Genomic DNA, 18,411 nt, shown 5'->3' on the forward strand with positions numbered 1-18,411 from the left:
TTGTGTAGCGGGGGCCCGTGTCGCCGCGGTCCCGGGGGTGCGGCCTGGGGCGGGCGGGCGACCGTGCGCGCCCTCCCGCCGGGGACCAGCGGCCCGCCGTCCCGGCCCCGGTCACCGACCCGTCTTTCCCGGTCCCGGCAGCGCCACCAGCCGGTGCGTCCGGGCGCCGGACCTCGTCCTGCCGACCGGCGCCGGCGACCCCGCGCTCAGGCCATCAGCATCGCGGGCCCGTCCGCGTCCGCCAGCAGGGTCAGCAGCGTCTCCCGGGCCCGGGCCCGAGCCACCCGGGAGCGGACCGTTCCCACGGGGCAGTGGCTCAGGGCGGCCGCCTCCGGGTAGGGCAGGCCGAGGAGCTGGGTGCCCCCGCCCCGCGGCACGGACCGGATGGCTTCGCGCCCATGACCGCCCCCTCTTCCTGCGGTGATGCGTGATCCGGACGCACGAGCGGGCCCGTGTCGCGGCGTCGCGCGGGCGACGGGAAGGCGAACGCGCGGCAACACGACACGACACAGACTTGGAACGAATCCATTTCTTGAACCATTCGTGTTTGTGGGGGTAGGTTGGCCCCATGACTTCACCGCAGCCTCCGACCACCGCAGGAGATCTGCGGGGGGCCGGCCTGCGGGTGACGGCCGCCCGCGTCGCGCTCCTGGAGACCGTCCGCGCCGGTGACCACCTCGGGGCCGACGCCCTCACCTCCGGGGTCCGGGACCGGGTCGGCCACATATCAGTGCAAGCCGTCTACGACGCCCTCCACGCGCTCACCGCGGCGGGACTCGTCCGCCGTATCGAGCCACCGGGCAGCCCCGCCCGGTACGAGGGCCGGGTCGGCGACAACCACCACCACCTGGTCTGCCGGGAGTGCACGGCTGTCGTCGACGTCGACTGCGCGGTCGGGCACGCGCCCTGTCTGACCGCCTCCGACGACCGGGGCTTCGCGATCGACGAGGCCGAGGTCATCTACTGGGGCCTGTGCCCCACCTGTTCCACCGCCCGCAAGGCTTGAGCACCAAACCCGGAAGGAATTCCCCTCATGTCCGAGAACAGCGCCGCTGAAGGTAAATGCCCGGTCGCGCACGAGCGCGCCGCACACCCCACCCAGGGTGGCGGAAACCGTCAGTGGTGGCCGGAGCGGCTCAACCTGAAGATCCTCGCGAAGGACCCGGTCGTCGCGAACCCGCTCGGTGCGGACTTCGACTACGCCGAGGCGTTCGGCAACCTCGACCTGGCCGCCGTCAAGCAGGACATCGCCGAGATCCTCACCACCTCGCAGGACTGGTGGCCGGCGGACTTCGGCAACTACGGCCCGCTGATGATCCGGATGGCCTGGCACAGCGCCGGCACCTACCGCATCAGTGACGGCCGCGGCGGTGGCGGCCGTGGCCAGCAGCGCTTCGCGCCGCTGAACAGCTGGCCGGACAACGGCAACCTGGACAAGGCCCGCCGTCTGCTGTGGCCGGTCAAGAAGAAGTACGGCCAGTCCATCTCCTGGGCCGACCTCATGATCCTCACGGGCAACGTGGCGCTGGAGACGATGGGCTTCACGACCTTCGGCTTCGGCGGCGGCCGCGCCGACGTCTGGGAGGCCGACGAGGACGTGTACTGGGGTCCCGAGACCACCTGGCTCGACGACCAGCGCTACAGCGGCGACCGTGAGCTGGAGAGCCCGCTCGGCGCCGTCCAGATGGGCCTCATCTACGTCAACCCGGAGGGCCCCAACGGCAACCCGGACCCGATCGCCGCGGCCCGCGACATCCGCGAGACCTTCCGCCGGATGGCGATGAACGACGAGGAGACCGTCGCCCTCATCGCCGGTGGTCACACCTTCGGCAAGACCCACGGCGCGGGCGACGCGGACCTGGTCGGCGCCGACCCCGAGGCCGCCCCGATCGAGGCCCAGGGCCTCGGCTGGGCCAGCACCTACGGCAGCGGCAAGGGCGGCGACGCCATCACGTCCGGCCTGGAGGTCACCTGGACCACCAAGCCGACCCAGTGGAGCAACGACTTCTTCGACATCCTCTTCGGCTACGAGTGGGAGCTGACCCAGTCCCCCGCCGGCGCCAACCAGTGGGTGGCCAAGGACGCGCAGGCGATCATCCCCGACGCCCACAGCGACTCCAAGAAGCTCCCGACGATGCTCACCACGGACCTCTCGCTGCGTTTCGACCCGATCTACGGCGAGATCTCCAAGCGCTTCCACGAGAACCCCGACCAGTTCGCGGACGCCTTCTCCCGCGCCTGGTACAAGCTGACCCACCGTGACCTGGGCCCGAAGTCCCTGTACCTCGGCCCGGAGGTGCCGGCGGAGACCCTGCTGTGGCAGGACCCGCTGCCGCAGGCCGAGGGCGAGGCCATCGACGCCGCCGACGTCACGGCCCTCAAGGCCAAGCTGCTCGCCTCGGGTCTGACCGTCTCGCAGCTGGTGTCGACCGCGTGGGCGTCCGCGTCCACGTTCCGCTCCAGCGACAAGCGCGGCGGTGCCAACGGTGCCCGCATCCGTCTCCAGCCGCAGGCCGGCTGGGAGGTCAACCAGCCCGACGAGCTGGCCCAGGTGCTGCGTGTCCTGGAGGGCGTCCAGGCGGAGTTCAACTCCGGCGCCAAGAAGGTCTCCCTGGCCGACCTGATCGTCCTCGGCGGTGCCGCCGCGGTGGAGAAGGCCGCCAAGGACGCCGGTCACGCCGTCGAGGTGCCGTTCACCGGCGGTCGTGTCGACGCCACCGAGGAGCACACGGACGCCGAGTCGTTCGCCGCCCTCGAGCCGTCCGCGGACGGCTTCCGCAACTACCAGGGCAAGGGCAACCGCCTCCCGGCCGAGTACCTGCTGCTCGACAGGGCGAACCTGCTCGGTCTGAGCGCCCCCGAGCTGACCGTCCTCGTGGGCGGTCTGCGCGTCCTCGGCGCCAACCACGGCGGGACGTCCCTCGGTGTCCTCACCGACACCCCCGGTGTCCTCACCAACGACTTCTTCGCCAACCTGCTCGACCTGGGCACGGAGTGGAAGTCGACGTCCGAGGACCAGAACCACTTCGAGGCCCGTGACGCCTCGGGCGCGGTCAAGTGGACCGGCACGCGTGCCGACCTCGTGTTCGGCTCGAACTCCGAGCTCCGCGCGATCGCCGAGGTCTACGCGAGCGACGACGCGAAGGAGAAGTTCGTGAAGGACTTCGTCGCGGCGTGGGTCAAGGTGTCGAACGCGGACCGCTTCGACCTGGTCTGAGCCGGATCCGAGTCCGATCCGATCACCGGGACGCCCCGGTCGGCCCTCACGGGTCGGCCGGGGCGTTCCCCGTTTCCCCGCGGGTGCCTTGTGGCCTCGTACAATTTGAGTCCGAACGATCAAAGGAGCCTGCCTGTGCCCGGCCAGCGGTCCATCACCGAAGCGGAGAAACTGGCGGCGGCGAAGCTCGGGGGGATCCCGATCCACCGCGATCAGATGGCGGTGGTCGCCAACATCCACCGCGCCGCCTCGGCGGTACGTCAGCACCTGGAGAACTCCGTGCTGCGCGGCGCCGACCTCACCTGGACGGCGTTCGTCGTGCTGTGGGTGGTGTGGGTGTGGGGCGAGTCGGAGACCCGGCATGTCGCGGAGGAGGCGGGCATCTCCAAGGGGACGCTGACCGGGGTCTCGCGCACGCTGGAGGGCCGCGGGCTGCTCAAGCGGGCCGGTCACCCCTCCGACGGCCGTCTGGTGCTGCTCAGCCTCACCGAGGAGGGCGAGGCGCTGATGCAGCGGCTGTTCCCCGCCTTCAACCAGGAGGAGGCCTTCGTCGCCTCCCGCCTCACCGGCGAGGAGTGCCGCGACCTCGCCGACGGTCTGCGCCGGGTCGTGCTCCAGGTCGAGGAGAACGGCGAGGAACGCCGCCTGGAACTCCTGGACGGCTCGGCCCCGGCGCCGAGGCGGAGCGGACGCCGGGCAAAAGGCTGAGCCCCCTGGCCACCCGGCCACTCAGCCACTCGACGGCTTGGCGGCTCGGCGGCTCGGCCGCCTCACGCCGCCGTGTACCCCAACTGCCGCCGCATATAAGGCGTCATCAACGTCTTCGCCTTCGCCAGCACCGCCGTCCGCCCGCCCAGCACCGCGCTCTCCCCGCCCGGTACCGGCAGCAGGGTCATGCCGTCGGCCGCGCCGAAGGGGACGATGAGGGGGAGGCGCTGGATCGGCCGGTAGAAGCGGGGTTCCTTGCGGTGCCTGCCGGAGCTGTGGAGGTGGGCGCGGATGTTGTGGACCGCGAGGTCGGCCTGGGCGAGCGCGGCGGGGGTGATCTTCAGCTCGGTGGCGTCGTTGACGTCGCCGACCGCGAAGACGTCCGGGTGCCCGGCGACCCGGAGCGTGCGGTCGACCTTGACGTGCCCGGAGTAGTTCAGCCAGTCGCCGTGGCCGCCGAGGCGCAGCCAGAGTGTGTTGGGGGTGGTGCCGGTCGCCCAGAAGGAGAGGTCGGCCTCCAGGACGTTGCCGTGCGCGTCGCGATAGGTGCCGAAGTCGAAGCCGGGCGACATGAAGGAGTTCAGCCGTACCTGCACGTCGTGCGCCTCCAGCCAGGCCAGCGCCTTCCGTCCGGCCCGCTCGCTGCCCGTGCCGTGCAGCAGCGCCGCCCCGGAGTGGGCCAGGGTGACGCGGGCGTCCGGTCGGGCCAGCCGTATCTCCGCGCTGAGCTCGACACCGGAGGGCCCGCCGCCGACGACGAGGACGTGCCCGGCACGGGCGACCGCCTGCTGGTGCCCGGCGAAGGCCTTCACCGCCTCGTCCGGGGTGGTGCCGTTGAAGCGGGCCGGCTCGGGGTAGTCGGCGCCGGTGGCGATCACCACCACGTCGTACGGCAGCCGCTCCCCCGTCGCCAGGACGACCTGCCGGGCCTCCGTGTCGATGCGCAGCGCCTTGCCGAGCACCACGCGGCCGCCGCTCAGCAGCCGGTCGTACGGGATGAACGGCGTCACCGACCACTCCGGCCGGATCCCGGCGCGCAGGGAGGCTATGCGGTGGAAGAAGACCTCTTTGCGGTCCACCAGCGTGACCCGTGCCGTCGCGTCCAGTTTTTTCGCCAGGCGGACTCCCGCGTAGCCGCCGCCGATCACCACTACGTCGCCGTCGCTCACACGACTCTCCTGTGCCTGTGGGGGAAGTGAGCAGCGCGGCGCGTGGGCTCCGTCGCCCCCACTCGACTGGCGAAGAGCCTATCGCTTGAACTTTAAAGCTACTGGGGAATCCATGTGTGCGTTCCGTGAAGCGAGCCGCTACCGCAGTGCCGCGACGAACTTCCCCAACCGGGCGATCCCCTCGTGCAGTTCGCCGGCGGAGGCCGCGTACGACAGCCGTACGTGCGTCTGGGCCGTGCCCACCCCGAAGTCCCGGCCCGGTGTGAGCGCGACATGCGCCTCCTGGAGGGCACGGGCGCAGAACTCCCACGAGGTGAGCCCGGTGCCGCTGACGTCGAAGTAGACGTAGAACGCCCCGTCGGGCGGCACCGGGACCGGCAGTCCGAGCTGCGCCAGGCCGTCGAGGACGAGCGCGCGCCGGCGCCCGAACTCGGCGCGCCGCTCCTCGCAGACGGCGAGGGACTCGGGGGTGAAGCAGGCGAGGGCGGCGTGCTGGGCGGGGGTCGAGGCGCAGAGGAAGTAGTTCTGGGCGAGGCGTTCCAGCGCCGGTACGAGGATCTCGGGGACGACGCACCAGCCGAGCCGCCAGCCGGTCATGCCGAAGTACTTGGAGAAGCTGTTGATGACGACGGCGTCGGGGTCGTACGACAGCGCGCTGCGCGGCGGCCGGTCCTGGTCGTCGTGGTCGCCGAGGTCGAGGTAGATCTCGTCGACGATCCGCCAGGCGTCCCGCTCCCGGGCGAGGTCGCACAGTGCGGCCAGTTCGTCGCCCGGGACCGAGGTGCCGGTCGGGTTGGACGGGGTGGCGACCATGATCCCGCGGGTGTCGTCCGTCCAGTGCGACCGCACGGAGGCCGCGTCCAGCTGGAAGCGGGAGGCCGCGCCGGTCGGGACGAGGGTGACCCGGGCGCCGAAGCTCTCCATGATCTGCCGGTTGCAGGGGTAGGACGGGTCGCCGATCAGCACCTCGTCCCCGGGGTCGACGAGCGCGGCCGCGCCCAGCACCAGGGCGGCCGAGGCCCCGGCGGTCACGACGACTCGGCCCGGGTCGACGTCGACGCCGTGCCGCTCCCCGTAGAACCGCGCGATCGTCTGCCGCAGGGAGGGCATCCCGAGCGCCTCGGTGTAGCTCATGGGCCGCCCGTCCATGGCCGTGCGCATTGCCTCGACGACGGCCGGGGGCGCGCCGAAGTCGGGCTCCCCGAGGCTGAGCTTGACGACGTGCTGGCCCTGGGCCTCCAGGGCGGCGGCGTGCTTGCCGAACTCCATGGCGTAGAACGGGGCGACGGACTCGGCCCGCTGCGAGATCCGCATGCGGCGACCTCCGGCTCGACGAGGGACGGAACGCCTCGACCCTAAGCCGTCGCGAAAGAGGCGGGCCCGCTGGCCCGCCCCTGTTCACTGCTCCCCGGCCGTCAGGCCTTGGCGTACTCCCAGCCGCCGCAGCTGTACGGCGTACCGTCGGAGCCTTCCTGGAGACAGGCGCGGATCTGGAGCGTGGTGCCCTCGGCGAAGGACAGGTTCCAGTCGTGGGCGACGGCGTAGCCGTAGCCGTTGTAGTACGAGTGAGTGGCGGAGCTGGAGTTGTACCGCCACTGGGCGGCCGTGCCGTGGCCGTCCTTCTTCATGTCGAGAGCGGTGAGGATCTCGTCGTCGGCGGCGAAGTACGTCTTCGCGGTGACGTTCGACGAGATGATGGAGTTGGAGGCCTCGTAGACCTCGCCGGCGGCCTGGGCCGGGGCGATGCCCAGGGCGAGCGCCGACGCGGAGGCCGCGGCGATCCCGAGGACGGACGTCAGTCGGCGATGGGGCGTGCGCAAGACAGCGTTCCTCTCTTCGAACAACTGGTCGCGCCCGAACTTACCTGAGGACAAAGGAAGTTGATCCTGAATTTCGGGGGCCCCGGCTACGCGTCGGGCAGTGACGCCGCGAGGTGCTCCCACGCCGCGTGCACCTGCTCCCCCACGATCCCGAACTGGGTGACGACCGCGACGCAGCGGCCCTGCGCGTCGTCGAGTTCGAGTGCCGAGGTCGGGCCGTGCGCCGCCGTGGAACGGACGAGCCGGCAGGCCCGGACACCCGCGAGGTCGATCTCCACCGAACTCTCCGCGATCGCCGCGAACACCCGCCCGCCGGCGGTCCGGTCGGTGACGTGGACCCGGCCGCCGCAGGCCTGCATGACGGACGGGGCGAACACCGCGACGCCGATCGGCAGTCCGACGGAACAGACGTGGTCGAGCACCGCGGGCACGACATCGACGTCGATGTCCCGGTGCTCGCCCCGGTACCGGTCGAACGCCGCGCGCCGGGCGAGCCCGCCGTCCACGAGGACCGCGTCGAGCTGCGCGAGCTGGTCGCCGCTCTCCCACGCCGGTACGTCGGGGACCCTGGCAGGTTCGCCGGGCGTCGACCCGGCGCCGATGGTGGGGGTGAGCCCGGCCAGCAGGCGGTCCCCGTCGGAGAGCAGCCGCCCCTCGTGCACGATCCGGCCCGCCGCATCGAGGAGGCGCACGGCGACCGAGCCCTCGTCCCGCGCGACCACGGCCGTGTCCACGCCGCCCGCGTCGAGGCGCAGCGCGATCTCGCCCGGGTGCACGGCGAAGGCGTCGCCGCGCAGGCTCGGGACCGCGTAGCTGCCGGCCTGGTCGATGCGCGCGACCGGGCCTCCGGTGACGGCCTGGACGTACTGGAAGAGCGTCAGGCAGCGCGCCAGTTCCGGCATGCGGGGGTCGATCAGCCGCGCGCTGGTGGGCCGCCTGGGGCAGCAGCCCTCGAACGCGCAACCGTGCTGGTCCGTCATGCTCAGTACACGTCCCGTACGTAGCGCTTGGCCCGGCGCAGATCCGCGAGGTACTCCGCGGCGTCGTCGTCCCCGCGTCCGCGCTGCTCGGCGATGACGCCCAGCAGGGCCGTCTCGACGTCCTTCGCCATCCGGGAGGCGTCACCGCAGACGTAGAGGTGCGCGCCCTCCTCCAGCCACGCGTACAGCTCGCGCGAGCGTTCCCGCATGCGCGTCTGCACGTAGATCTTCGCGGCCTGGTCGCGGGAGAAGGCGAGGTCCAACTCGGTGAGCACACCGCGCTGTCGGAGCTCGGTCAGCTCGTCCTCGTAGACGAAGTCGGTCTCGCGGTGCTGGTCGCCGAAGAACAGCCAGTTGCGCCCGGCGGCCCCGCGCGCGGCCCGCTCGTGCAGGAAGCCGCGGAACGGGGCGATGCCCGTGCCGGGGCCGATCATGACCATCGGGGCGTCGTCGTCGGCCGGGACGCTGAAGGCTGCGTTCGGCTGGAGGTAGACGCCCACGGTCGCGTCCGCGCCGACCCGATCCGCCAGGTAGGTCGACGCCACGCCCTCGTACCTGTCGTAGCGCACGGACGCGACGGTGAGGTGGACGCTGCCCGGGTGGGCGAGCGGGCTCGACGAGATCGAGTACTGGCGGGCCTGCAACGGCCGCAGGAACGGCAGGAGTTCGGCGAGCGAGGGCGCCTTGGGCCCGGCGTCCCGGAGCAGGTCGAGCACGTCCCGGCCCCAGAGCCAGGAGTCGAGGTCGGAGCGGTCGCCGTGGGCGACGACCGAGGCCAGCTCGCTCGCGGGGGCCCGCTCGACGAGGTCGGCGATCAGTTCCTTCGACGGGGTGCGGATCTCGCGTTCGGTGCGCAGGAGTTCGGCGCTCTCCCGGTCGTCGCCCGCGCCCAGGTGCTCCAGCAGCGCTCCGACCAGGGCGCCGTCGTTCACCGGTACGACGGCCAGCGCGTCGCCCGCCTCGTAGGTGATGCCGCTGTCGCCGAGGTCGAACTCGTAGTGGCGGATCTCCTTCGCGCTGTGCGGGGCGGACAGGAGCCGGTTGGTGGCGAGCCGGGACGGGTAGGGAGTGCGCTTGTTCCACTGGGAGCGGGGCTTCTTCGGTGCCTGCGCGGCGCCGCCCGTGCCCTTCGCGCCGGTCTCGGCGGCGACCAGGTCCAGGACCGCCGCCGTCCACTGCGCCGCGGGCTCCTCGAAGTCCACGTCGCAGTCGACGCGTTCGTGCAGCCGGGTCGCCCCGAGCTGTTCCAGACGGGTGTCGATGAGCTTGGCGGCCTGGCAGAAGTCGTCGTAGCCCCGGTCGCCGAGCCCGAGGACCGAGTAGCGCACGCCTTCGAGGCGCGGGGCCGTGTCGGACTGGAGCGCCTCCCAGAAGAGGCCGGCGTTGTCGGGCATCTCGCCCTCGCCGTACGTCGAGGTGACGACGATGACGTGGGACATCGCGGCGAGCGCCTCGGGGGTGACGTCGTCGAGGGCGGTGGCCCGGCCGCCGAGGCCGCGGGCGCGGGCTCCGGCGACGATGTCGTCGGCGACGAGTTCGGCGTTGCCGGTCTGGGTGCCGATCAGTACGTCGACGGTGGCCGCGGGCGCGTCGGTGCCGGCGCTGTCGCGGCGTCCGGCGGCCGCGATGCCGGCGATGAACCCGGCGAGCCAGGACTCCTGCTGGGCGGAGAAGGGCGCGTCGGCCGGGATGAGGGATCCGGTCGGGGGCATGACGGTCATGCGGTCACCGCCTCGGTCGGGGCCTGCGGGGCGCGGCGGGAGGCGATGTCCTCCAGGGCGGCGTTCGCGAGCAGTTCGTCGAACCGGGCGGCGCGGACGCGACCGGCGTTCTTGGTGGTCTGGTGGATGATCCAGCCGTAGGTGCCGGGGGCGTCCACGCTGAGGTTGTTGCGCTGCTTGAGCGCGCGCTTGTAGTCGTCGAGGCGCTTGATCGCGATGAGGGTGGCGAGCTCGCCGTCGTCGAAGCGGTCCAGGGTGCCCCGCAGGTACTTCACCACGCGCTGCTTGACGAAGAAGTCCTCGGTGAGCACGAGGTTGCGCACCGCCTCCGCGATGCGTGGGTCCTCCGGGCCGCTCGCGCCCGGCACCCGCTGGAGCGCGAGGTCCTGCGCGACGCCGAGCACCGTGTACGAGGACAGCAGCGAGAACATGTCGTCACCGCCCTGGTCGCCGAAGGCCGGGGCCCGGCCGCCGAGCACGGTGCGGCGGTCGCGGTAGTCGACCTTGAACGCGCGGAGCTTGTCCGTCGCGATGGAGGTCGCCAGTTCGTCGAGGAGCTGGGAGCGGGTGGCCGCGGCGAGGATCTCCGTGGAGTCCTGGTAGAGCAGCAGCGCGCGGGGCATCCCGCAGTACATGTGCCGGCGCTCGGAGTCCCAGTCGTGCAGGAGCCGGGCCGCCAGCTCGGAACCGGTGGCCTCGGCGTGCCAGGCCAGCAGCAGGCGTACGGCCTCCTCGTGGAAGGCGCCGCGCGCGGTGTCGGTCACCGGGAACACCAGCAGCGAGTCGGCGCTCACCCGTCCGGCCAGCTCGCCGGAGGGGTCGTACTGGTACAGGAACCCGCCGCTCATGCCGTTGCCGAGGCCCTTGCCGAAGCCGCCGAGGTTGAGCACGGTGCCGCCGGTCATGTACTCGCAGCCGAAGTCGCCGACGCCCTCGACGACCGCGGTCGCCCCGGAGTTGCGCACCGCGAACCGGTCACCGGCCTCGCCCTGCACGAACGTCCGCCCGCCGGTCGCGCCGAACAGCGCGAAGTTGCCGATGAGCACGTTGCCGCCGCGTTCGGCGCTGCCCCCGCCGGGAGCGCGCACGATGATCCGGCCGCCGCTCTGGCTCTTGCCGACACCGTCGTTGGCGGTGCCGGTGTGTTCGAGGGTGATGCCGTCGTTGCAGAAGACGCCGTACGACTGTCCGGCGGAGCCGGTGGTGCGGATGCGGACCGCGTCGTCGACGAGGCGGCGGCGGCCGCGGTCGTCGGTGGTGACGGCCGGGACCGTCTCCTCAAAACCGTGGTTGAGCAGCCGCTCGATGTCGATGCTCAGCTGCCCGCCCACCGACTTGTCGCTGTTGCCGAGGTGGACGCCCTCGACGAGCAGGGACGGTTCGCGCCGCTCCAGGAGCGCCGCCCGCACCCGCTCGATGAGGGCGTCGTCGGTGGTGAAGTCCTTCTCCAGGTACTCCGGGTCCGCGACGGTCTTCTCGGGCACGCTCGCCAGCAGCCGGCGCACGTCGAGGCGGCCGACGCTCGCCGGGTGGTCGAGGAGCTGGAGGAGGTCCGTGCGGCCCCGGGCCTCGCGCAGCGAGCGCAGACCGAGGCGGGCGAGGATCTGCCGTACGTCGTGGGCGATGTTGAGCAGGTACTGGGCCAGCGCGCGCGGGTCGCCCTCGAAGACCTCGGGGTTCGTGGTGAGGCCGGCGGGACACTTCACGTTGCAGTTCTTCGCCATGACGCAGCCGAGCATCATCAGGGCGGTCGTACCGAACTCGAAGCTGTCGCCGCCGAGGAGCGCCGAGGTGACGACGTCGCTGCCGGTCTGGTGCGCGCCGGAGCAGCGCAGGACGACCTTCTGGCGCAGCCCGTTGGCGACGAGCGCCTGGTGGACCTCGGCGACGCCGATCTCCGCCGAGCGTCCGGCGTACTTGAGGCTGGTGACGGCGGCGGCGCCGGTGCCGCCGGTGTTCCCGGCGACGTTGATGACGTCCGCGCCGGCCTTGGCGACACCGACCGCGATGGTGCCGATGCCCTCGGAGGAGACCAGCTTGACGATGACGCGGACCCGGGCGGCCTTGCAGTCGTGGATGAGCTGGGCGAGGTCCTCGATGGAGTACGTGTCGTGGTGCGGGGGCGGGGAGATCAGTTCGATGCCCGGGGTGCCGCCGCGCGCGGCGGCGATGTCGACGGTGACCTTCGGCGCGGGCAGCTGGCCGCCCTCGCCGGGCTTCGCGCCCTGCCCGATCTTGATCTCCAGTTCTTCGAGCATCGGGTCGGCGAGATAGCCCGCCCAGATGCCGAACCGGCCGGACGCGAACTGCTTGATGCGGGAGCCTCGGATGGTGCCGTACCGGGTGTGGTGTTCGCCGCCCTCACCGCTGTTGGACATGCCGCCGACCATGTTGGTGCCGTGTGCGACGGCCTCGTGGGCGGTGGCCACGAGCGCTCCGTGGCTCATGGCGCCGGAGGCGAGGGAGCGGGTGATCTCGTGCGCGGGCTGGACGTCGTCGAGGGCCACGCTGGCGGGGGCGTTGGCGAGGAGGCGGGCGACGGGGCCGGTGACCTCGATGCCGTCGGGCGCCACCGCGAGGATCTCCTCGCCCAGGTGCGCGAGCCCCTCGGCGAGGGCGGTGTGGCGCTCCAGGTCCGGTGCGGCCAGGCGCAGTCGGAAGGTGCCCTCGTCCGTGCGGGAGACGACGGCGCCCCGGACGGTGACGCTCGCGTTCCCGTCCGTCGAGAAGCGGCCCAGCTCCCGGGCGAAGTCCTCGGCCGTCCGCAGTCCGGTGACGTCGGCGGGCAGCGCGAGCACGTCCCGCAGCGCGGCCGGCCGGCGCGACCGCTCCTCGTGCGTGGTCCGCAGGAAGGCGCGGTATCCGGGGGTGATCCGGAACGCGTCGATCTCGGCGTCGCTGAGCGCGTCGTAGCCGGTGTTGCGGTACGCGGCGTCGGTGATGCCGAACGCGTCGTCGAGCTGGCCGAGGGTGAGCAGCCGCAGCGCGTCGGAGTCCTCCGGCTTCCCGAACTCCGGCCGTTCCTCGACCATGTCGCCGAAGCCGCGCACGGCCGTGACCCCGAAGGAGTGCCCGGCGCCGTCCGACCGCTCCTTGAACAGCCCGAGCAGCGGGATCTGCTGCTCGCCCCCGACCGTACGGGCCCGCTCGTGCCAGTCCGTGGCGGCCTGCGCGATCCGGGCGAACCCGACACCGCCGACCGGGGCCTGCATGTGCGGGAAGGTCCGGGCGAAGACGTCGTCGCGGGTGTCGAGGTAGTTCGGTTCGAAGAACTCTCCGCCGATGTAGCTCTCGGCGGTGCACAGCCCGACCCGGCCCATGGTCTTGGCGAGGGACTTCTCGGCCGCCTTGCGGAACTTCGCCAACGCCCGGTCGGTCGCGGTGATCTCCCCCGCGGGGGCGGCCGCGCTCGGGAACTTCTCCTCGGCGCGCAGCCGTGCGCTGAGGCTGTAGACGGCGGAGGCGCCGAAGCCGAGCGCGGTCGCCACATGGTGCGAGGACGCCAGCTGGCCGCTCTCCGCGACGAGTGAGGCCCGCAGCCGCAGCCCGGTCTCGATGAGCCGCTGGTTGACGGCGGCCACGGCGAGGATCACGGGCAGCGGGGCGCGGGTGGAGGAGACGGCCCGGTCGGTGAGGACGGCGATGCCGCCCCCTTGCGCGGCGAACCGCTCGACGTCGTCGCAGAGTCGCCGGAGCGCGGTGCGCAGGGCGTCGGCGTTGGCGGTCTCGTCGCCGGTGACCGGCTCGTAGAGCATGGCGAACCGCTCCAGCGGCACGATCCACTGGTCGCGCAGCCGGACCATGTCGAGGTGTCCGAGCACCGGCGAGGACACGACGAGCTGGCGTCCGCTGCTTCGCAGGGCCCCGTCCGGCTTCGGCCCGAGCGCGACCCGCATGCTCATGCCGTCGGCCTCGCGGATGCTGTCCAGCGGCGGGTTGGTGACCTGGGCGAAGCGCTGCGAGAAGTACTTCGCCATGCCGCCCTCGGTGTCGCTGAGCGCGTTGATGGCGTTGCCGTAGCCCATCGCGGAGATCCGCTCCGACCCGTCGGCGAGCATCGGGTCGAGCATGAACCGGAAGCTCTCCTGGTTCAGCGAGTACGCCACGTACCGCCCGGCGAGGGTCAGGTCGCCGTCGTAGCCGAGCGTCGTGGTGCCGCGGTAGTAGTCGGGGGCGGGCAGGTCGTCGAGGTTCACCCGGGCGGAGGTGAGCAGTTCGCTGTACGGCCGGCGCGCGGCGAGGGCGTCCAGCACCTCGCGGGTGCGCATCCGGCGACCGGTGCGGTGGTCGACGACGAGCATGCCGCCGGCCTCGATACGGCCCCGGTGCGCGACCTCGTCGTCGGGGAAGGCGACCTGGCCGGCCTCCGAGGCCACCATGAGGTACTCGGCGGTCTCGACGGTGCGCAGGGGGCGCAGCCCGAGCCGGTCGAGGCGGGCGCCGACGACGTCGCCGTCGCTGAAGATGAGGGCCGCGGGGCCGTCGTTCTTCTCCTCGTACAGGGAGAAGTACTCGAGCATGTCCCGGGTGGCCGCGGGCAGCGTGCGGTCGTTCTCCCAGGCGGGCGGCATCAGGGAGACGACCGCCTCGACGAGGTCGAGCCCGTCGTCGAACACCCGGCTCTGGAGGGTCTGGTCGAGCCGGCTGGAGTCGGACTGACCGGGCGGGCGGACGATGCTGCGGGTGCGGGCCCGCGCGAGGGCCTCGTCGCTGAGGCGGTTCTTGCGGTCGGTGTTGAGCTCGCCGTTGTGCGCCATGAGCCGGAACGGCTGGGCCATGGTGGGGTGCGGCTCGGTGTTGGTGGAGAACCGGGTGTGGAAGTAGAGCGTGCGCACGGAGTGCCGGGGGTCGCACAGGTCGCGGAAGTACCCGATGACCTCCGCGGAGTTGAGCCGTCCCTTGAGCACCTGGGTCCGCGCGCTGAGGGAGAGCGGGTACAGCCCGGCGTAGGTGTCGCTGTCGGCGTAGGCGACGGCCTCGACGGCGAGCAGGGCGCTGTTGGCGGCGGTGTCGACGTCGGTGCGCCGCCACTGTCCGGGCGCGCGGAACACCCACTGCACGATGGGCAGTTGGTACTGCTCGGCGGCGGGGCAGGCGACGGTGTGGTCGACGGGTACGTCGCGGACCAGGAGGAGGTCGAAGCCCTGCTCGGCGATGCTGCGGCCCACGAGGTCGACGGCCGCGGCACGGCGTTCGCCGTCGAGGGGCACGAAGCAGTTGGCGACGCCGAAGTGCCCCGCGCGCAGTTCCTCGCCGGTGATCGCGCCGAAGAACTCCGCCGACAGGTCGACGTTCACCCCCGCGCCGTCCCCGACGCCCTCGGCCGACTTGCCGCCGCGGTGCGGGATGGCGCGGAGCGCTTCGTCGCCCTTGCGGATGACGTCATGGCTCGGGGTCCCGTCGAGCCGGGTGATGAAGCCGACGCCGCAGTCGCTGTGGTCGAGGGCAGGGTCGTACAGACCGAAGGTGCTGTGATTCACGTGGGGGTCCTGGGAGCGGCGAGTTCCGGCTGGGGGCACCTCCCAGGCCCTGGGGGCGCTGGGAAGGACGGCCAGGCTGCGTCGGTGAAGCGCTCGCCGCGGGCGGGGCCGGTGTTCCGGCCAGGGCCCTGAGTGGATCAGTTGTGAACGGTAAGGCTTACCTAACTCATGCGCAAGTGTGCATCCTGCACATATGTCGGAGCCTCGTCCCGGTGATGGTAGGCGAGGCACGCCCGAGCGCGTCGAGGCGTCCGCAGACTGGTCCTCGGGCGCCGTCCACGCGCCCCTCACAGCCGCTTGCCAGCCCCTTTACATGGGCATTACTGTCACCACGCCTTGGTGAACGGGAAATCCGGTGCGATGCCGGTGCGGCCCTCGCCACTGTGATCGGGAAGTCCTGCTCCGGCCCTCACGGGCAGCCACTGGGTCCTTTGGGCCCGGGAAGGCGGAGCAAGGGCGGTGGGACCCGTGAGCCAGGAGACCGGCCAAGGCGCGTCAACCATCCACGAGGTGCTGGAGAGGGTCTGCTGAGCCATGCACATAGCCGAGGGTTTTCTGCCCCCCGCGCACGCGGTCGCCTGGGGCGTCGCGGCCACCCCGTTCGTCGTCCACGGAGTACGTTCCCTCACCCGTGAGGTCAGGGAACACCCCGAGAGCACGCTGTTGCTCGGCGCCTCCGGCGCCTTCACCTTCGTCCTGTCCGCGCTGAAACTGCCCTCGGTGACGGGCAGTTGCTCCCACCCCACCGGCACAGGACTGGGCGCGATCCTGTTCCGGCCGCCGATCATGGCCGTACTGGGCACCATCACCCTGCTCTTCCAGGCGCTGCTGCTCGCCCACGGCGGGCTGACCACGCTCGGCGCCAACGTGTTCTCGATGGCCATCGTCGGGCCCTGGGCCGGATACGCCGTCTATCGGCTGCTACGGCGTTTCGACGTGCCGCTCATGGTCGCGGTGTTCTTCGGCGCGTTCGTCGCCGACCTGTCCACCTACTGCGTCACCAGCGTGCAGCTGGCGCTCGCCTTCCCGGACCCGGGCACCGGATTCCTGGGCGCGCTCGGCAAGTTCGGCTCCATCTTCGCCGTCACCCAGATCCCGCTCGCGGTGAGCGAGGGGCTCCTCACGGTGTTCGTCATGCGACTGCTGGTGCAGTCCAGCAAGGGCGAACTGACGCGGCTCGGAGTGCTGCTGACCGGTACGAAGAAGGCCGGAACGAAGACGACCGAGGCCGAGACAGAGACCGAGGCCGGTACCGAGGCGGTGGCCCGATGAGCCGTAACGCGAAGATCAACGCCCTGCTGCTGTTCGTCGTGGCGGCGCTCGCCGTGCTGCCGCTGGCCCTCGGGCTCGGCGACCACAAGGAGGAGCCGTTCGCCGGCGCCGACGCCGAGGCCGAGACCGCGATCACCGAGATCGAGCCGGACTACGAGCCCTGGTTCTCGCCCCTGTACGAACCGCCGTCCGGCGAGATCGAGTCGGCCCTGTTCGCCCTCCAGGCGGCCCTGGGCGCGGGCGTCCTCGCCTACTACTTCGGCCTGCACCGGGGGCGCCGCCAGGGTGAGGAGCGGACCCTGGCCCGGCCGGAGACCCGGGACGCCCAGGACGAGCCCGCCGCCGAACGGGCCTGACCCCGCGTGCTGCCGATCGACGCGGCGGCGCACAGCAGCCGCTGGCGCCACCGCCATCCCGTGGACAAGGCCGTGCTCGGACTGGGCCTCACGGTCCTGGCGATCTCGCTGCCGCCCTGGCCCGGCGCGGCTCTGGTGCTGGTGACGGCACTCGCCGTCCTGCTCGGCCCGGCGGGCGTGCCCGGCCGGCGGCTGTGGCGTGCCTACCGGGTGCCGCTGGGCTTCTGCGTCACCGGTGCGCTCACCCTGCTCGTCCAGGTCGGCGGTCCGCAGGGTGTCGTGGCACCGGCGGACGGTGGCGCGGTGCGTGCCGGGGAACTGCTGCTGCGTACGTCGGCGGCCTCCCTCGGGGTCCTGCTGTTCGCCTTCACCACTCCCATGTCCGACCTGCTGCCGCGCCTGGTGAAGGCCGGTGTGCCCGCACCCGTCGTGGACGTCGCGCTGGTGACGTACCGCATGAGCTTCCTGCTCCTGGACTCCGTACGCCGCGTCCGGGAGGCCCAGGCCGCACGGCTCGGGCACACCGGCCGGGCCGCGGAGTGGCGTTCGCTGGCCGGGCTCGGCGCGACCGCGTTCGTCAGGGCCTTCAGCCGGGCGGCACGGCTCCAGGACGGGCTCGCCGGGCGGGGTTACGACGGGACGCTGCGCGTTCTGGTGCCCGAGACCCGCGTCTCCGCGCGCTTCACGGCCGCCAGTGTCGCGCTCCTCGTCACCGTGGCCGCCCTCACCCTCGTACTGGAAAGGCCGCTGTCATGAGCGACTCCGCGCTGGTCGCCCTGCGGGGCGCCTCCTTCGCGTACGAGGACGGCCCGACCGTGCTCGACGGCCTCGACTTCGCGATACGCGAGGGGCGCGCGCTCGCGCTGCTGGGCCGCAACGGCAGCGGCAAGACCACGCTGATGCGGCTGCTCAGCGGCGGACTGCGGCCGCGCACGGGCGAGTTGACGGTGGAGGGACGGCCCGTCCGCCACGACCGCAAGGGCCTGACCCGGCTGCGGACGACCGTCCAGCTGGTGGTCCAGGACCCGGACGACCAGCTGTTCGCCGCGTCCGTGGCCCAGGACGTGTCCTTCGGGCCGCTGAACCTCGGCCTGCCCGACCCCGAGGTACGGGTCCGGGTCGACGAGGCGCTCGCCGCCCTGGACATCACGGCCCTGGCCGACCGGCCCACCCACCTCCTGTCGTACGGCCAACGCAAACGGACCGCGATCGCCGGTGCCGTCGCCATGCGGCCCCGCGTCCTGATCCTCGACGAACCGACCGCGGGGCTCGACCCCGACGGCCAGGAGCGGCTGCTCACCACCCTCGACGAGCTGCGGGCGTCCGGCACCACGGTGGTGATGGCCACCCATGACGTCGACCTCGCGCTGCGCTGGGCCGACGACGCGGTCCTCCTCACGCCGTCCGGCGCGCACACCGGGCCCGCCGCGCCGATGCTGGCCCGCACGGAGCTGCTGCGGCAGGCGGGGCTGCGGCTTCCCTGGGGCATCGCGGCCGCCCGGCTGCTCCGGGACCAGGGGCTGCTGACCGACGACGCCCCGGGACCGCGCACCCCGGACGAACTGGCCGCGATGGCGGGTGACACCACCTCCCGGTGACGGGACTCCCGCCCGGCGCGCACGGACGGTGTCCGCTTCGGCCGGCCCACCCGGTCGCCCCCTGACCGCCGGTCCTCAATCGCCCCGTCG

The 18,411-nt window shown here is 72.2% G+C and carries 13 protein-coding genes, 1 pseudogene and 1 riboswitch; of the genes and pseudogenes, 7 read left to right on the forward strand and 7 right to left on the reverse strand.

Annotated features, from left to right (window positions below):
- Nucleotides 1–206 precede the first annotated feature (206 nt).
- Nucleotides 207–359 (reverse strand): annotated as a pseudogene (locus tag HLK59_RS29715) (sigma factor-like helix-turn-helix DNA-binding protein); the annotation flags it as partial.
- A gap of 209 nt (nucleotides 360–568) precedes the next feature.
- On the opposite strand from HLK59_RS29715, the gene HLK59_RS29720 reads away from it, so the two are divergent.
- The 3 genes from HLK59_RS29720 (at nucleotide 569) to HLK59_RS29730 (ending at nucleotide 3,925) form a co-directional block, all read left to right on the forward strand.
- The gene (locus tag HLK59_RS29720; protein ID WP_171144627.1) at nucleotides 569–1,006 is read left to right on the forward strand and encodes a Fur family transcriptional regulator; all 438 of its coding nucleotides are present in this window, start codon (nucleotides 569–571) and stop codon (nucleotides 1,004–1,006) included.
- Nucleotides 1,007–1,033: 27 nt separating this feature from the next.
- Complete coding sequence (gene katG / locus HLK59_RS29725) at nucleotides 1,034–3,217, forward strand: catalase/peroxidase HPI (protein ID WP_171144628.1); 2,184 nt, start codon at nucleotides 1,034–1,036, stop codon at nucleotides 3,215–3,217.
- Between the two features lie 135 nt (nucleotides 3,218–3,352).
- The gene (locus tag HLK59_RS29730) at nucleotides 3,353–3,925 is read left to right on the forward strand and encodes a MarR family transcriptional regulator (RefSeq protein ID WP_171144629.1); all 573 of its coding nucleotides are present in this window, start codon (nucleotides 3,353–3,355) and stop codon (nucleotides 3,923–3,925) included.
- A gap of 62 nt (nucleotides 3,926–3,987) precedes the next feature.
- Here the strand turns inward: HLK59_RS29730 and HLK59_RS29735 are convergent, their stop codons facing one another.
- From HLK59_RS29735 to HLK59_RS29760, 6 genes are all read right to left on the reverse strand, one after another.
- Nucleotides 3,988–5,094, reverse strand: a complete 1,107-nt coding sequence (locus HLK59_RS29735) for an FAD-dependent oxidoreductase (RefSeq protein ID WP_171144630.1) — start codon at nucleotides 5,092–5,094, stop codon at nucleotides 3,988–3,990.
- Between the two features lie 138 nt (nucleotides 5,095–5,232).
- Nucleotides 5,233–6,408, reverse strand: coding sequence for a pyridoxal phosphate-dependent aminotransferase (locus tag HLK59_RS29740; RefSeq protein WP_171144631.1), 1,176 nt, complete (start codon nucleotides 6,406–6,408; stop codon nucleotides 5,233–5,235).
- A gap of 101 nt (nucleotides 6,409–6,509) precedes the next feature.
- Nucleotides 6,510–6,914 carry a hypothetical protein gene (locus HLK59_RS29745; RefSeq protein ID WP_171144632.1) on the reverse strand — a complete coding sequence of 135 codons (405 nt, stop codon included), beginning with the start codon at nucleotides 6,912–6,914 and terminating at the stop codon, nucleotides 6,510–6,512.
- 86 nt (nucleotides 6,915–7,000) lie between these two features.
- Complete coding sequence (locus HLK59_RS29750) at nucleotides 7,001–7,894, reverse strand: hypothetical protein (protein WP_171144633.1); 894 nt, start codon at nucleotides 7,892–7,894, stop codon at nucleotides 7,001–7,003.
- A gap of 2 nt (nucleotides 7,895–7,896) precedes the next feature.
- The gene (locus tag HLK59_RS29755; RefSeq protein WP_171144634.1) at nucleotides 7,897–9,615 is read right to left on the reverse strand and encodes a sulfite reductase flavoprotein subunit alpha; all 1,719 of its coding nucleotides are present in this window, start codon (nucleotides 9,613–9,615) and stop codon (nucleotides 7,897–7,899) included.
- Nucleotides 9,612–15,095 (reverse strand): glutamate synthase-related protein, encoded by a 5,484-nt coding sequence (locus HLK59_RS29760; protein WP_171144635.1) that lies wholly within the window; start codon nucleotides 15,093–15,095, stop codon nucleotides 9,612–9,614. Before HLK59_RS29760 ends, HLK59_RS29755 begins: the two co-directional genes overlap by 4 nt.
- Before the next feature lie 320 nt (nucleotides 15,096–15,415).
- Nucleotides 15,416–15,600, forward strand: a riboswitch (cobalamin riboswitch).
- 29 nt (nucleotides 15,601–15,629) lie between these two features.
- Between HLK59_RS29760 and HLK59_RS29765 the strand changes: the two genes are divergently transcribed.
- From HLK59_RS29765 to HLK59_RS29780, 4 genes are read left to right on the forward strand one after another with little or no spacing between them, the layout of a single operon-like run.
- Complete coding sequence (locus tag HLK59_RS29765; protein WP_171144636.1) at nucleotides 15,630–16,367, forward strand: energy-coupling factor ABC transporter permease; 738 nt, start codon at nucleotides 15,630–15,632, stop codon at nucleotides 16,365–16,367.
- On the forward strand, nucleotides 16,364–16,723 hold the full coding sequence (locus tag HLK59_RS29770; protein ID WP_171144637.1) for an energy-coupling factor ABC transporter substrate-binding protein: 360 nt from the start codon (nucleotides 16,364–16,366) through the stop codon (nucleotides 16,721–16,723). The genes HLK59_RS29765 and HLK59_RS29770 overlap by 4 nt, the downstream gene beginning before the upstream one ends.
- Before the next feature lie 6 nt (nucleotides 16,724–16,729).
- Complete coding sequence (gene cbiQ, locus HLK59_RS29775; protein WP_171144638.1) at nucleotides 16,730–17,479, forward strand: cobalt ECF transporter T component CbiQ; 750 nt, start codon at nucleotides 16,730–16,732, stop codon at nucleotides 17,477–17,479.
- On the forward strand, nucleotides 17,476–18,321 hold the full coding sequence (locus HLK59_RS29780) for an ATP-binding cassette domain-containing protein (RefSeq protein WP_171144639.1): 846 nt from the start codon (nucleotides 17,476–17,478) through the stop codon (nucleotides 18,319–18,321). Before cbiQ ends, HLK59_RS29780 begins: the two co-directional genes overlap by 4 nt.
- The last annotated feature ends 90 nt before the right edge of the window (nucleotides 18,322–18,411 follow it).

The sequence above is a fragment of the Streptomyces sp. S3(2020) genome (assembly GCF_013044505.1).
Taxonomy (GTDB): Bacteria; Actinomycetota; Actinomycetes; order Streptomycetales; family Streptomycetaceae; genus Streptomyces.